Source organism: Mesorhizobium sp. LSJC269B00 (genome assembly GCF_000502815.1).
Lineage (GTDB): Bacteria > Pseudomonadota > Alphaproteobacteria > Rhizobiales > Rhizobiaceae > Mesorhizobium.
Genome location: NZ_AYVN01000009.1, coordinates 151216 through 164788, shown reverse-complemented (window position 1 = coordinate 164788; position 13573 = coordinate 151216). Strand labels below are relative to the sequence as shown.

Annotated in this window: 14 protein-coding genes; 8 read left to right on the top strand and 6 right to left on the bottom strand. The window is 63.3% G+C overall.

All coding sequences use genetic code 11. From position 1 onward, the window contains the following. The first annotated feature begins 325 nt into the window (after window positions 1–325). Complete coding sequence (locus tag X771_RS144015; protein ID WP_023671361.1) at window positions 326–796, top strand: MarR family winged helix-turn-helix transcriptional regulator; 471 nt, start codon at window positions 326–328, stop codon at window positions 794–796. Between the two features lie 10 nt (window positions 797–806). Here X771_RS144015 and X771_RS144020 read toward each other — a convergent pair whose 3' ends face one another. Continuing rightward, window positions 807–1670, bottom strand: a complete 864-nt coding sequence (locus X771_RS144020; RefSeq protein ID WP_023689242.1) for an AraC family transcriptional regulator — start codon at window positions 1668–1670, stop codon at window positions 807–809. A gap of 46 nt (window positions 1671–1716) precedes the next feature. On the opposite strand from X771_RS144020, the gene X771_RS144025 reads away from it, so the two are divergent. Continuing rightward, window positions 1717–2124, top strand: coding sequence for a DUF2000 family protein (locus X771_RS144025; RefSeq protein WP_023689241.1), 408 nt, complete (start codon window positions 1717–1719; stop codon window positions 2122–2124). Here the strand turns inward: X771_RS144025 and X771_RS144030 are convergent. Further along, window positions 2121–2909, bottom strand: coding sequence for an alpha/beta fold hydrolase (locus tag X771_RS144030; RefSeq protein WP_023689240.1), 789 nt, complete (start codon window positions 2907–2909; stop codon window positions 2121–2123). The two genes, X771_RS144025 and X771_RS144030, sit on opposite strands and share 4 nt — an antisense overlap. A gap of 128 nt (window positions 2910–3037) precedes the next feature. Here X771_RS144030 and X771_RS144035 point away from each other — a divergent pair, with 128 nt between their 5' ends. The 5 genes from X771_RS144035 (at window position 3038) to X771_RS144055 (ending at window position 7608) form a co-directional block, all read left to right on the top strand. Next, window positions 3038–4003 (top strand): LysR family transcriptional regulator, encoded by a 966-nt coding sequence (locus X771_RS144035; RefSeq protein ID WP_023689239.1) that lies wholly within the window; start codon window positions 3038–3040, stop codon window positions 4001–4003. Window positions 4004–4160: 157 nt separating this feature from the next. Then, window positions 4161–5045, top strand: coding sequence for a DMT family transporter (locus tag X771_RS144040; RefSeq protein ID WP_032886143.1), 885 nt, complete (start codon window positions 4161–4163; stop codon window positions 5043–5045). A 67-nt stretch (window positions 5046–5112) separates the two neighbouring features. Beyond that, the gene (locus tag X771_RS144045; protein ID WP_023671355.1) at window positions 5113–6135 is read left to right on the top strand and encodes a LacI family DNA-binding transcriptional regulator; all 1023 of its coding nucleotides are present in this window, start codon (window positions 5113–5115) and stop codon (window positions 6133–6135) included. After that, complete coding sequence (locus tag X771_RS144050) at window positions 6132–7115, top strand: 2-hydroxyacid dehydrogenase (protein WP_023671354.1); 984 nt, start codon at window positions 6132–6134, stop codon at window positions 7113–7115. The genes X771_RS144045 and X771_RS144050 overlap by 4 nt, the downstream gene beginning before the upstream one ends. An 82-nt stretch (window positions 7116–7197) precedes the next feature. Then, a complete protein-coding gene (locus X771_RS144055) occupies window positions 7198–7608 on the top strand; it encodes a hypothetical protein (protein ID WP_023683514.1) in 411 nt (136 codons plus the stop codon). A gap of 10 nt (window positions 7609–7618) precedes the next feature. On the opposite strand, the gene X771_RS144060 is transcribed toward X771_RS144055, so the two are convergent. Beyond that, window positions 7619–8392, bottom strand: coding sequence for a gamma-glutamyl-gamma-aminobutyrate hydrolase family protein (locus X771_RS144060; RefSeq protein ID WP_023671352.1), 774 nt, complete (start codon window positions 8390–8392; stop codon window positions 7619–7621). A 293-nt stretch (window positions 8393–8685) separates the two neighbouring features. Between X771_RS144060 and X771_RS144065 the strand changes: the two genes are divergently transcribed. Continuing rightward, the gene (locus X771_RS144065) at window positions 8686–9795 is read left to right on the top strand and encodes a TRAP transporter substrate-binding protein (protein WP_023689237.1); all 1110 of its coding nucleotides are present in this window, start codon (window positions 8686–8688) and stop codon (window positions 9793–9795) included. 251 nt (window positions 9796–10046) lie between these two features. Here the strand turns inward: X771_RS144065 and X771_RS144070 are convergent, their stop codons facing one another. Genes X771_RS144070 through X771_RS144080 form a run of 3 tightly spaced genes read right to left on the bottom strand, consistent with a single transcriptional unit; the run spans window position 10047 to window position 13489 of the window. After that, entirely contained in the window at window positions 10047–11075 is a 1029-nt protein-coding gene (locus tag X771_RS144070; RefSeq protein WP_023689236.1) for a zinc-dependent alcohol dehydrogenase family protein, read from the bottom strand. A gap of 33 nt (window positions 11076–11108) precedes the next feature. After that, window positions 11109–12887, bottom strand: coding sequence for a TRAP transporter large permease subunit (locus tag X771_RS144075; protein WP_023689235.1), 1779 nt, complete (start codon window positions 12885–12887; stop codon window positions 11109–11111). Continuing rightward, entirely contained in the window at window positions 12884–13489 is a 606-nt protein-coding gene (locus tag X771_RS144080; protein ID WP_023689234.1) for a TRAP transporter small permease subunit, read from the bottom strand. Before X771_RS144080 ends, X771_RS144075 begins: the two co-directional genes overlap by 4 nt. Between the last annotated feature and the right edge of the window lie 84 nt (window positions 13490–13573).

Sequence of the window (13573 nt, the reverse complement as noted above, 5' to 3'; positions counted from 1 at the left end):
ACCGCCTGGGTGTTTGACCCAGGATTGACGAAGCGGATGGGTAGACCCGAGAGGCCGAGTGCGAGGGATGCCGACCATCAACGTGTTGCCGGAAACGCCTCTTCGTTGACCTGTGCTAAGCCGCGCCGCGTCAAACCGTTGCAATCGCCTTGGCGGAAACTCGTTTGTCATCTAACTGAAATAAACATCTGGCATCACCATTTCGAGCACCACAAATGCTTGCCGGCAAAGCTGTTTCGAAAGCCGGAATCTTTTTGATCGTCGATTGCCAACCGGCCGGCTGCGTCTATGCTGCACGCACCGGTACGGCCGAAGAGGGATCACCATGGCCAAGGCGGACAAGACTGCAACGATGAGCCGGCTGCATTCGGCGGCAAGGCTGGCAAGGACCGCGCTGGCGGCGCGGCTTCTGGCGCACGGCTTCTATGCCGGCCAGGACCAGATCATGCTGACGCTCGACCGCGAGGACGGCCAGACGCCCGGCAATCTCGCCGGCCGCCTCGGCGTGCGCCCGCCGACCATCACCAAGACCATCAACCGGCTGCAGGCCCAGGGCTTTTTGGAAAAGCGCGCCTCTTCCGCGGATGCACGCCAGGCGCATATCTTTCTCACCGACACCGGCCGCGAGATCATCCACGCCATCGAGAAGTCGGTGAAGAAGACCGAGAAGCAGGCGTTGAAGGGCCTCGACAAGAAAGAACAGAAGACGCTGTTCAAGCTGCTCGCCCGCATCGAGGCCAATTTGTCGAACGAGGAGCTGGTGCTTGTCGACGACGATGGCGACATCGACGATTGATCTTCCTGACCTAGGCGGCTACCGAAGGCCCGCGCACCAGGGTCGACCAGCGGCCGGGCGTCAGGCCGAATGCTTTCTTGAAATGCCTGTTGAAATGGCTCTGGTCGCTGAAGCCGGCGCCAACGGCAATCTCGGCCAGCGGCTCGCCCACCTCGATCATCCGTCTTGCCTTTTGCAGCCGGCGCATCAGCAGGAACCGATGCGGGCTGGTGGAATAGGTCGCGCGAAAATGGCGTGACAGCGCATAGCAGTCGAGCCCGGTGACGGCTTCCAGCTCATCGGAACGAACGGACCGCTCGGCATTCTCCTCGAGATAGCCGCGCGCCAGCGCTGCCGCACGCGAGGCCGACTTCCCCATCGGCTTTGCTTTCTGTCCCGCATGACGCCCCAGATGCTGCGCCAGCTCCGCAACGAAATCGGCGACGAACAGCTCGTCCAGTTCCTCATCGAGCGGCGACAGGGCCGAAAGCAGCGTGCCACGCAAGGCAGGATCGCTGACCACAGCATCCCTGACGAAAGGCAGCGGCGCGCCGTCGAGGCAGTCGAGCAGCAGTGAGGGTTCCAGATAGAGGATCCGGTAGCGCAGACCATCCTCGGTCCCGGCGCCGCCATCGTGCACTTCGTCGGGATGCAGCACGATAACCTGGCCGGGCAGGCTGTGGTTGACAGTGCCCCTGTAGTGGAAGCGCTGCACACCGGAAAGCGTCACGCCGACGGCAAGTGTATCATGACGGTGCAGGTCGAAGGCGTTGCCATGGAAATGCGCCTCGATGCGCTCGATCCCGGTGCCGCCTGGCGCCGAGACGATCCGGCCTTCATCCGCGCACGAACGTCCAAGACCCTGTGTCGCCTCACCGTCTAGATCGTGCGTCATCACCTATCCCTGCCCTTCATGGGCGTGCTCCGGAGTCCTCATTTTGGTGTTCGATACGAAATTTGCAATCGTGCTGCGGGACGATCTCGCCGTCTGGCAAAAGCTCAACGTCACGGCCTTCCTGACCAGCGGCGTCGTCGCGCAATTCCGCGACATTATCGGCGAACCCTACCGCGACCGCGCCGGCAACCTTTACAATCCTCTGTCGATCCAGCCGGTCATCGTGCTTTCGGCCGATGGGCCGACGCTCAACTCCATCCACCGGAAGGCGCTGGAGCGGGGCGTGACGGCGTCAGCCTATGTCGAGGAGATGTTTGCCACCGGCTTCGATGCGGCCAACCGCGCCGTCTTCGCCGAGTTCGGCCCTGAGGACGCCAAGATCGTCGGCATCGCGCTGCGTGCCGACAAGAAACTCGTCGACAAGATCACCAAGGGCGCCCGCATGCACGCCTAATTCAGCAGGAAGCGTGTAACGGCGCTCATGAATTCAGTCGGCCGCTCGACGTTCAGCATATGGACGCCCGGAAGCAGTGTAAGCGTGGCGCCGGGGATGCTGGCTGCGATCGCCTCGCTGTGGCTTGCCAGCGTTACCTTGTCGTCTTCTCCACCGATCACCAGAGTGGGGGCGGTAATGAGGGAGACAGTCCGGCGCAGATCGCAATCGCGTACGGCGGCGAAGCATCCCGCGAGACCTTGGGGCGGCGTCGCCAGGACCATCGCGCGGAACGCGTCGACGGTTTCGTTTGGGCCGGCAAGCATCGAGGCGGGAAACCAGTTGTGCATGAACATGTCCGCGGCGGCCGACATGTTGCTCGCAGCAAGGACAGTACGGATCTGCTCGTCAAAGTAAGAAGCCGGCCCGAGATGTGGCGAGGTGTTGGAAAGGATGAGACGCTCGATGCGGTCCGGGGCATGGATACCCAGCCACTGCCCTACGAAGCCGCCCAGCGACAGCCCGCAGAAATGCACGCGGGCGATCTGAAGCGCATCCAGCAACTCAAGGACGTCGCGGCCCAGCCGATCGAGCGAATAGGCTCCGGCCGGAGCATCGGAACTGCCGTGGCCGCGCAGATCATAGCGCAGCACCCGGAAAGATCCGGCAAATTCCGCAAGCTGCCGGTCCCACATATGCAGGTTCGTCGCAATGGAATTCGAGAGCACAAGCACAGGGCCGGCCCCCGCCAGCTGATAGGCGATCCGGCAGCCGTCGCCCGTCGTAAAATAAAGCGTGTCAGTCATCTGGTCCTCATCTCACCCTGGCGAAAGGAGTTCGATGCTCCCGCCGCCCTTTGAATGAGCCACCCTAGGCCTCGTAATTATCCAGGAAAATTACTATGATTGGACAATCTCAGTAGGTTTTGGCGATAATGAATGGTCTGAAACTCCACGACCTACGGTGCTTTGACGCCGTGGCAAGCGAGGGCAGCTTCCAGGCGGCCGCCCTTGCCTTGAACCGATCGCATCCATCCGTCTTCGCCGCTGTCGCACGCCTCGAGCAGTTGCTCGGGCTCACACTTCTCGACCGCAGCGGATATCGGGTGGGGCTGACGGAGGCGGGCCGCGAGTTTCACGCGCGAGCGCAGCTGACATTGCGCGAGCTCGACCATCTGCGAACCTATGCGGGCCAGTTGGCGAGCGGCGAGGAGACGGTCCTGCGTGTCGTCATGGGTGATCTCTGCCCGCGACCGCAAATCCTGCGTATGCTCAGCGGCTTCTTTGCCGAACGCACCGGGACACGCCTGCACCTGGAGTACGAGGCGGTCGGCGGTCCGCTCGAACGGTTGATGGAAGGCTCGGCTGACCTCATCTTCCATCGCGCGGATCCTTCCGATCCGCATCTCGAGCGGATCGATCTCTGCGCGGTGCCCCTCGTGCCGGTGGTGGCGCCTGGGTTCCTTCCGTTCGCGCCTGGCCGCGAGATTGCGCCGGAGCAGATGCGGCCCTTCACCCAGTGCGTGATCCGCGACACGGCGCGGCGGCCAGCGCCGGAGAGCTATTTCCTCATCGACGGTGCGCATCAGTGCTCGGCGCCGGATCATCTGATGAAGAAGGAACTGATCCTTCACGGACTGGCCTGGGGCCATCTGCCGGCATGGCTGATCGAGGACGAACTGCGGGATAGGAGGCTGATCTCGATCGCTGGTGCACATCTGCCCGGCCGGACGGAGATCCTGGCGGCGGTGCGCCGGCGCGACCGACCGCATGGACCCGTCGCCGAGGCGTTGTGGCTTCATCTCCAGGCGCAAGTGGCATCCGACGGCAAAGCACCGGATGTCAGAACGTCGCAGCGGAACGCAAAGCGCCTTAGCTGGCATCGGATCGGCCTGCGCTGAACCTGTCTCAGACGCCTGTTGTGCCAGTCGCTTTTGGCTTGCCGGGCGCAGGCGATTGCCGCAAAGGTTAAGCGTTGATCCTCCCTGCCCGGCCTGACATTTGAACGTTCCCGCAAAATCAGACGAAAGCGCAACGCCGCCCGCGGCGATGCTGTTCATGCTTTCGACCTATGTCTTTTTCACCTTTCTCGACACCTCGAGCAAATATCTGGTGCTGGCCGGCGTCTCGGCGCTGATCGTCGCCTGGGCCCGCTTCACCGTCCATGTCCTGCTTGTCGGCGTCTTCCTGCGCGGCTGGCGCGAGCCGTCGCGCTTCCGCGCCAACAATTTGCCGGCCCACATCCTGCGCGGCGGTCTGCTGTTCGGCTCGACCATGTGCAACGTCATGGCGCTCAAAACGCTTCAACTGGCCGAGACCACCTCGATCTACTTCTTCGGGCCGATGGTGATCACCGCCCTTGCCGGACCGCTGCTTGGTGAATGGGCCGGCTGGCGGCGCTGGCTGGCAATCCTGTCGGGCTTTGTCGGCGTGCTCGTCATTACAAGGCCGGGCATCGGCGTGTTCGGCATCGGCCATCTTTTCGCGCTCGGCTCGATGCTGTCGAACAGTTTTTACGTCATCATGACGCGGCGGATGTCAGCCAGCGAAACCTCGGAAAGCCTGATCCTGTTTTCGGCGCTGGCGCCGGCCGTGCTGCTTCTGCCGATGCTGCCGTTCTCGCATGGGCTGCCGCAGGATGGCTGGCACTGGTTCATACTGGTGATGCTGGGCGTGTTCGGCGCCGGCGGCCACTGGCTGCTGGTGCAGGCCTACCGCCTGGCGACTACCACGGCGCTGGCGCCGTACCCCTATTCGCAGATGGTCTGGATGATCCTGTCCGGCTGGATCATCTTCCACCAGTTCCCCGACCGCTGGACGCTGGTGGGTGCTGCCATCATCGTCGCCAGCGGCCTTTACATCATCCATCGCGAGCACCGTTTGCGGCTGCGCAATCGCACGACCGTCGATGCCGAGGCGGAGGCGCTGGCGAAAAAACTTTGATTTGCTCCGAATCCGATGGCATAACGCCGCATTTAAAAAATTTTAAAAAAACTCGGGGAGCGAAGGGCTGGCACAAAAGATCAAGCTTTCGACGATCGCGGATGCGCTTGGCGTGTCCACGGCCACGGTCTCCCTCGCCTTGCGCGACAGCCCGCTGGTCGCCGGCGCCACGCGTGACCGCATCAAGGAACATGCGCGGGCCATCGGTTATATCTACAACCGCCGCGCCGCCTCACTGCGCACCTCGCGCTCGGGCATTGTCGGCGTCGTCGTGCATGACATCATGAACCCGTTCTTCGCCGAGATCCTGCGCTCGATCGAGAGCGAACTCGATCGCAGCCGGCAGACCTTCATCCTGTCCAATCACTACGACCAGCTGGAAAAGCAACGCACCTTCATCGACACGCTGCTGCAGCTCGGCGCCGACGGCGTCATCATGTCCCCGGCCATCGGCACGCCGGCCTCCGACATCGTCATGGCCGAGGAAAACGGCCTGCCGGCGGTGCTGATCGCACGCAGCGTGGAAGGCGCCGACGTGCCGGTGTTTCGCGGCGACGATGCCTATGGCACGGCACTTGCCACCAATCATCTGATCTCGCTCGGGCACAAGCGCATCGCCATGATCGGCGGCACCGACCAGACCTCGACCGGGCGCGACCGCTACCAGGGCTATCTCAACGCCATGGAGGCCGCCGGGCTTGAGGTCAGGCCGTCCTGGCGCATCGCCGGGCCGCGCACCAAGCAGGGCGGATTCGAGGCGGCTGGACAGTTTCTGGCGCTTAAAGACAAGCCAACCGCCGCTTGCTGCTGGAATGATCTGGTCGCCATCGGCCTGATGAACGGCATTGCCCGCGCCGGCCTGGTGCCGGGCGCCGACATCTCGGTGACCGGCTATGACGATCTCGAGGAGGCGGCAATCGCGACACCGGCGCTCACCACAGTCTGGAATGGCCAGCGAGAGGTCGGCCGCCGTGCCGCCAGCGCGCTGCTCGACAAGCTGAACGGACAGGCGGTACGGCCGTCACAGGAACTGATCAAGCCGGAACTGCATGTGCGCCAGTCGACCGGCAAGCCGGTGGAGCGTGCATGACCAAGACTGATGCGTTGCAGACCGTCGCCGTTCTGGTGCCGGGACATTTCAACGACCATGCGGTCGAGCGCATCGACCGCACCTTCAAGCGGGTCAAGATAGAGCGCGCCGATCCCGCCCTGGTCACCGAGGAGATGCGCCATGACGTGCGCGCCATTGCGTCCTTTGCCGGCGTCAATGCGGCATTGATGGATGCATTGCCCAACCTCGAACTCATCGCCTCCTTCGGCGTCGGCTATGATTCGGTCGATGCCGGCCATGCGGCCAAGAAAAACATCATGGTCACCAACACCCCCGATGTTTTGACCGAGGAGGTCGCCGACACCACGATCGGCCTTTTGCTCAACACCGTGCGTGAACTTTACAACGCCGAGAAATGGCTGCGCGACGGCAGTTGGGTGAAGAAGGGCAACTATCCCCTGAGCCGGCTGACCTTGCGCGGTCGGCATGTCGGCATTTTCGGCATGGGCCGCATCGGCCTTGCCATTGCGCGCCGGCTGGAAGCGTTCGGGCTGCCGGTGGCCTACCACAACAGGCGCAAGGTCGAAGGTCTGGCTTATGAATACCACCCGACGCTGAAGGGCCTTGCCGAAGCGGTCGATACGCTGATTTCCGTAGTGCCGGGCGGCGCTTCCACGGAGAAGGCGGTCAATGCCGAAATCCTGGCGGCGCTTGGCGCCAACGGCGTTTTCGTCAACATCGGCCGTGGCAGCACGGTCGACGAGGCAGACCTCGCCGCAGCGCTTGCCAACGGCACCATCGCCGCGGCCGGGCTCGATGTTTTCGCCGATGAACCGAATGTGCCCAAGGCTTTGCTGGAGGCGCCCAACACCTCGCTTTTGCCCCATGTCGGTTCGGCCTCGCACCACACGCGCCGCGCCATGGCGGATCTGTGCGTCGACAATCTGGTATCCTGGTTCAGCGAGCGCCGGCCACTGACCCCGGTGCCGGAGACGGCGCAAGTCAAGCCACGAAGCTGAGCGGCTGTCTGCCACACTCGTTAACGTCGGCTTAACGCTTTGGAATCATTCTGCATCTGCGCCGGGGGGCGCGGAGTGCAAGATGACGAAACTTCCGGCATTGATTGCGGCAGCGGCACTTTTCGCCGGCTTTCAGCTGTTTCACGGCGGCAGCAGTGAAAGTTCGGCCAATGAAGCAAGGCCGGCAACCACCTTCAGGCTGGTCGCCAATGGCGACGAAGGCGACTGCGCGGTTAGCCGCGGCGCCGCGATTGACGATGGCCTGTCGCTGTTGACCGTGGCGCCGAACTGCCGCGGGTTGCTGCCGGGGATCGAGCGGGCAAAATTCTGGCGAGAGGGCGAGGACGGCACGATCGCGTTCAGCGCCGACGGCACCGACCCGATCGTCACCTTCTCGGTTGCGGATGGCGACGGCTACGAATCCTACGCTCCGGCCACGCCGCTGCTTTCGCTGGCGACAACCGGCGAACGGGATCAATCCGCCGGCAATTGATCGTCGGGATTTATTCCGCCGCCGCCCGCGCGCCGGCCTTCGCCGCCGCATGCAGCCGCACCGCATCGCCGAAGGCGCGGAAGATCTTGGCCGAGTTGTTGTCCGACTTGACCCAGTATTCGGGGTGCCATTGCACGCCGACGGCGAAGGCGCGGGCGTCCTTCACCGAAACTGCCTCCACCGTGCCGTCGCCGGCAACCGCCTCGACCTGCAGCTTCGAGCCGAGCCGGTCGATGCCTTGGCGGTGCAGCGAGTTGACCTTGATGTCGCCGGCGCCAAACACGCCGGCCAGGCAGCTGCCCGGCTTGATCGAAATGGTCTGGTGAATGGCGAAGCGTTCGTCCTGGTTGTCGCTCACCGGCGCGCGATGGTCGAGCGAGCCTTCGCGCTCCTGGATCTCGGTGCCAAGCGTGCCGCCCAGCGCAACGTTCAACTCCTGGATGCCGCGGCAGATGGCAAGCAGCGGCACGCCGCGCTCGATCGCCTTGCGGATTAGCGGCAGCGTGGTGGAATCGCGCGCCGGGTCGTAGGGGCCGTTGGCTTCGCTGGCGTCGCCGCCATAGAGCGATGGATGCACGTTGGACTTCGAGCCAGTGACCATGACACCGTCGACCGAAGACAACAGCTCGTCGAAGTCGAGCCGGTCACCGAATGACGGCACCAAAAGCGGGAACACGCCGGCGCCGGAAAGTGCTGCCTCGATATATTGCTGCGGGACGGCATGCCAGGTGTAGTTGTCGAACTGACGGACGTCGGTTGATATGGCGACGAGCGGCTGGTGCATTTTGGGTCCGGATTCCATTTGGCGCGAAGCGAATAGCTATTGTGCCTGCAAAATAGGCGATCCGAAGGCGCTTTTCCATGGCAAGTTTCGCCATCTCGCATGGCCACGCGGCGAACGTTAGACTATAGTTGCAGGCTGGCCGGCCGGCCCGCGAATTTGTCGCCAGCGCCGCCGTCAAATCCCGCCACCATGCTGGACTCGACCTTTTGCCCGTGTATTGTTTCGGGCAAATCGATACCGGACGTGAGGAGATGTCCCTGATATCGGTTGTTGGTCCAATAGGGAGGAACTGCATGGATCGTCGTTCATTCATCCGCAAGGCCGGGGTCACCGGCGTGGGCGCAGTGGCGGCTGCCGCTACGCTAGCCGCACCGGCAATCGCCCAGTCCAATCCGAAAGTGACGTGGCGGTTGGCGTCATCCTTTCCCAAGTCACTCGATACGATCTATGGCGGCGCCGAAGTCTTCTCCAAGATGCTGTCTGAGGCGACGGACGGCAATTTCCAGGTCCAGGTCTTCGCCTCCGGCGAACTCGTGCCCGGCCTGCAGGCCGCCGACGCCACCACTGCCGGCACTGTCGAGGCCTGCCACACGGTGTCATACTATTATTGGGGCAAGGACCCGACATGGGCACTCGGTGCGGCGGTGCCGTTCTCGCTCAACGCGCGCGGCATGAACGCCTGGCACTATCATGGCGGCGGCATCGACCTGTTCAACGAGTTTCTTGCCACGCAGGGTCTTTTCGGCCTGCCCGGCGGCAACACCGGCGTGCAGATGGGCGGCTGGTTCCGCAAGGAGATCAACACCGTCGCCGACCTGTCCGGCCTCAAGATGCGCATCGGCGGCTTTGCCGGCAAAGTGGTGCAGAAGCTCGGCGTCGTGCCGCAGCAGATCGCCGGTGGCGACATCTATCCGGCGCTGGAAAAAGGCACGATCGACGCCGCCGAATGGGTCGGCCCCTATGACGACGAGAAGCTCGGCTTCTACAAGGTCGCGCCCTACTACTATTATCCCGGCTGGTGGGAAGGCGGCCCGACCGTCCATCTCTTGTTCAACAAGGCCAAGTACGAGGAGCTGTCGCCCGCCTACAAGTCGCTTGTGCACACCGCCGCGCAGGCTGCGGACGCCAACATGCTGCAGAAATACGATTTTCTCAATCCTGCGGCGGTGAAGCGGCTGGTGGCCGGCGGCGCGAAATTGCGCCCGTTCAGCCAGGACATCATGGCCGCCTGTTTCGAGAAGGCCAATGAGGTCTACACCGAAATGGAAGCCACCAACGCACCGTTCAAGAAGATCTGGGACTCGATCAAGGGCTTCCGCAAGGAGCACTATCTGTGGGCGCAGGTGGCCGAGTACAATTACGACACCTTCATGATGGTCCAGCAGCGCAACGGCAAACTGTAGGCTGGGATCTGTCCCTTCTCCCCGTCACTATACTGGGAGAAGGTCCCGGCAGGTGGATGAGGGGCGGCGCAAACTTCGGCGATTGATCGCCTTGGGCTTGGTAGCCGCCCCGAAATTATAGCTTATTTTTCCGAGCGTTGACGCTGCACCTCACCTGCCTGCCGGCATCCTCTCCCCGTATAGTGACGGGGAGAGGGGCGCGGTCATCGCCGTTTCGCCAATCGCCAACACCGCAGGATTGAGGCTGCCCTTCATTCCCTGCCCGGCACCACCAACACCTTGACCTCGCCCGGCGCTGCCGGATTGGCGATCACCGAGGCGGCTTCCTCCAGGCCGACCTGCCTTGAGATGAGCTTGTCGATCTCGATTGCGCCGGACGCGACAAGGTCCGCCGCCCGCCTGTGGGTGAAGGGATTGATGAACGAGCCGAGAACCTTCAGCTCGCGAAACAGGATGTCGAACGGTTCGAAGGGCACTTTCACGCCTTGCGGCATCACGCCGACGATCACCACCGAGCCGCCGGACTTCGCCAGCCGCATCGATTGTTCGACGGTATCGGGGACACCGGCGCATTCGAGCACCACGTCGGCCCCGCCGGGCACAAGGCCGGCTGGGCCGGCGATCGCCTCGATCGGGTCGACCGCGCTTGGGTCGACCGTCGTCGTTGCACCGAGCTCTTCGGCGAGCGCACGGCGGGAGGCCTGCCGCGTCGACAGGATGATGGTCGCCGCTCCTGCGAGCCTCGCCAATTGCACGGTAAGCAGGCCGATGACGCCGCCACCAAGCACCACCACGGCAGCGCCGGGTCTGATTCCGGCGAGGTCGACAGCGTGCAGGCAGCAGGCCAGCGGCTCGCAGAAGGCGCCATGCGTTGGCTTGAGGTTCGCAGGCAGAAGAAAGGCCTGGCTCTGCGGCATCACGACGTAGTCGGCGAAGCCGCCGTCGCGATGGATGCCGATGGCCCTGAGATTGCTGCACAAATTGACCCGGCCAGCCCGACAATGACTGCAGCGTCCGCAGAAGATGTTGGGATCGCCGGTAACACGGTCACCGATGGCGATGCCGGAAACCGCATCACCGACAGCCTCGACGATGCCGCAGAATTCGTGACCAAGCGTCACCGGTGGGCTCGAAGGGAATTCGCCGTGGAGGAGGTGACGGTCGGTGCCGCAAACGCCGCAGGCTTCGACGCGCACCAGAACGTCCTGCGGTCCCGCAACAGGCTTGTCGACCTCCCGTAGCGCAATGCTGCCCACGGCTTCCAGGCGCACGGCTCTCATGACATCCTCACTCAGGTTCTCAGTGTTCACACATCAGTTGAAGTTCGGCGGCTGCGACAGGTCGGTCGCCGGCGCCGCCGGCTTGGCGGGCGGCGTCTGGCCGAAATTCGGCGGCTGCGAGAGATCGTTCAACGGTGGCGCCGCGGGTGATGGGCCACCGTTGGCTGGTGGTGGTGTGCCGAGAGGCGCAAGGCCTGGCATATCAGGCAAGTTGATCTCGATCGTTCCCGGATCGACGGCCGCACCCTTGTAGCGCATGACCATTTGCGGGAAGGCGATGGTCAGCCCGATCATGATCACCTGGATGCAGACGAAGGGCACGGCGCCCCAATAGATCTGGCCGGTGGTCACCGGCGCGATCTGCTTGCCGGTGAGGCGATCGAGATAGGGCACGCGCGCGGCGACAGAGCGCAGGTAGAACAGCGCAAAGCCGAAAGGCGGGTGCATGAAGGAGGTCTGCATGTTGACGCCGAGCAGCACGCCGAACCAGATCAGGTCGATGCCGAGCTTATCGGCTGCCGGCGCCAAAAGCGGCACGATGATGAAGGCGAGCTCGAAGAAATCGAGGAAGAAGGCGAGCACGAAGACCAGGATGTTGACGCCGATCAGGAACCCGACTTCGCCGCCCGGCAGCGACGTCAACAAATGCTCGACCCAGACGTGGCCGTTGACGCCGTAGAAGGTCAGCGAGAACACCCGCGCGCCGATCAGGATGAACAGCACGAAGGAGGAAAGCCTGGTGGTCGACGCGAGCGCCTGTTTGATGACATCCAGCGACAACCGCCCCTTCATTGCCGCCATCGCCAGGGCGCCAACCGCGCCCATGGCGCCGCCCTCCGTCGGGGTGGCGATGCCGAGGAAGATGGTGCCCAGCACCAGGAAGATCAGCGCCAGAGGCGGGATCAAAACGATGATCACCTGCTGCGCCAACCTGGACATCATGTTGATGTTCAGGCCCTTGTCGGCGATCGCCACGATATAGATCAGGATCACCCCGATGCTGGCGCCAAGGATATCGGCATTGTCGCCATGCGCCGGCGCAAGGTAGCGATAGGCCGCATATGAAGCCGCGACTGCCACCAGCAGTGCCGCGAGCAGCGACAGCACGCCGTGGCCAAGCGTGCGGGCCGCCAGCGGCAACGCCGGCATCGAGTTCGGCCGGACGATCGACATGGTCAGGATGTAGAGCGTGTAAAGGCCGGTCAGCACCAGGCCGGGGATCAGCGCGCCGGCATACATGTCGCCGACCGAACGGCCGAGCTGGTCGGCCAGAACGATCAGCACCAGCGACGGCGGGATGATCTGGGCGAGTGTGCCGGATGCCGCGATGACGCCCGACGCCAGTCGTCGGTCATAGCCGTAGCGCAGCATGATCGGCAGCGAGATCAGGCCCATGGCGATGACCGAAGCCGCGACCACGCCCGTGGTAGCGGCAAGCAGCGCGCCGACGAAAATCACCGCATAGGCAAGGCCGCCGCGAACCGGGCCGAACAGCTGGCCGATCGTGTCGAGCAGGTCCTCGGCCATGCCCGATCGTTCCAGCACGATGCCCATGAAGGTGAAGAACGGGATTGCCAAGAGCGTGTCGTTCGACATCACCCGGCTGCCGTAGAAATTGTCGGGCAGCGCATGCAGCAGCGGCCACGCCAGGTTGATCGAGCCGCCCGAATAGGGCGACAGCACGACACCGATGAAGAAGAACATCAGGCCGTTTGCGGCGAGTGAAAAAGCGACGGGATAGCCGATCAGCAGGAAGATGATCAGCGAAGCGAACATGATCGGCGCCATGTTCTGGGCGATGAACTCGATCATGGGCGCGCCTCCTGGGCGAGCGCCTTGGCCTCTTCAGCAAGGGCTTTAGCCTCGAGCTCGGCCTGTTCGTGCACCGAGATGAACGGATTGGGATCGTCCATGTCGCCGCGCATGATGGCGATCTTCTTGATGATCTCGGAGATGCCTTGCAGCGCCAGCAGGAAGAAGCCGACGAGCAGGATTGCCTTGGCCGGCCAGATGATCAGGCCGCCGGAATTGTTCGACATTTCGCCGCTGCGGAACGACAGCGACACGTAGGGGACAAAATAGATCACCATCAGCGTCACGAACGGCATCAGGAAGAAGACATGACCGAGCAGGTCGATCCAGTGCTGCACGCGGCGCGACCACATGCCGTAGACGATGTCGATGCGGATATGGTCGTTCTGTTTCAGCGTGTAGGCGGCGGCCAGCATGAAGGCGGCGCCGAACAGGTACCACTGCAGTTCCAGCCAGGCATTCGACGAGACGTCGAAGACCTTGCGGATGATGGCATTGGCGGCGCTGACCAGGATTGCCAGCAGGATCAGCCACGATATCCACCGGCTGATGAACTCGTTCATACGGTCGATCGTTCTGGATAGAGCGAGCAGCCCTGCCATGCATTTCCTCCCTGAGGTCGAAGGCTCGCCGGCTCCCCTATTTTCCGTCGCGCCGCTGTGGCCCAACGGTATGCCGTGCGTGGT

What these genes read in the sequence shown, in the direction of transcription:
- X771_RS144015 (WP_023671361.1), top strand. Translation starts at nt 326, where the DNA reads ATGGCCAAGGCGGACAAGACTGCAACGATGAGCCGGCTGCATTCGGCG.
- X771_RS144020 (WP_023689242.1), bottom strand. Translation starts at nt 1,670, where the DNA reads ATGACGCACGATCTAGACGGTGAGGCGACACAGGGTCTTGGACGTTCG.
- X771_RS144030 (WP_023689240.1), bottom strand. Translation starts at nt 2,909, where the DNA reads ATGACTGACACGCTTTATTTTACGACGGGCGACGGCTGCCGGATCGCC.
- X771_RS144035 (WP_023689239.1), top strand. Translation starts at nt 3,038, where the DNA reads ATGAATGGTCTGAAACTCCACGACCTACGGTGCTTTGACGCCGTGGCA.
- X771_RS144040 (WP_032886143.1), top strand. Translation starts at nt 4,161, where the DNA reads ATGCTTTCGACCTATGTCTTTTTCACCTTTCTCGACACCTCGAGCAAA.
- X771_RS144050 (WP_023671354.1), top strand. Translation starts at nt 6,132, where the DNA reads ATGACCAAGACTGATGCGTTGCAGACCGTCGCCGTTCTGGTGCCGGGA.
- X771_RS144055 (WP_023683514.1), top strand. Translation starts at nt 7,198, where the DNA reads ATGACGAAACTTCCGGCATTGATTGCGGCAGCGGCACTTTTCGCCGGC.
- X771_RS144060 (WP_023671352.1), bottom strand. Translation starts at nt 8,392, where the DNA reads ATGCACCAGCCGCTCGTCGCCATATCAACCGACGTCCGTCAGTTCGAC.
- X771_RS144065 (WP_023689237.1), top strand. Translation starts at nt 8,686, where the DNA reads ATGGATCGTCGTTCATTCATCCGCAAGGCCGGGGTCACCGGCGTGGGC.
- X771_RS144070 (WP_023689236.1), bottom strand. Translation starts at nt 11,075, where the DNA reads ATGAGAGCCGTGCGCCTGGAAGCCGTGGGCAGCATTGCGCTACGGGAG.
- X771_RS144075 (WP_023689235.1), bottom strand. Translation starts at nt 12,887, where the DNA reads ATGATCGAGTTCATCGCCCAGAACATGGCGCCGATCATGTTCGCTTCG.
- X771_RS144080 (WP_023689234.1), bottom strand. Translation starts at nt 13,489, where the DNA reads ATGGCAGGGCTGCTCGCTCTATCCAGAACGATCGACCGTATGAACGAG.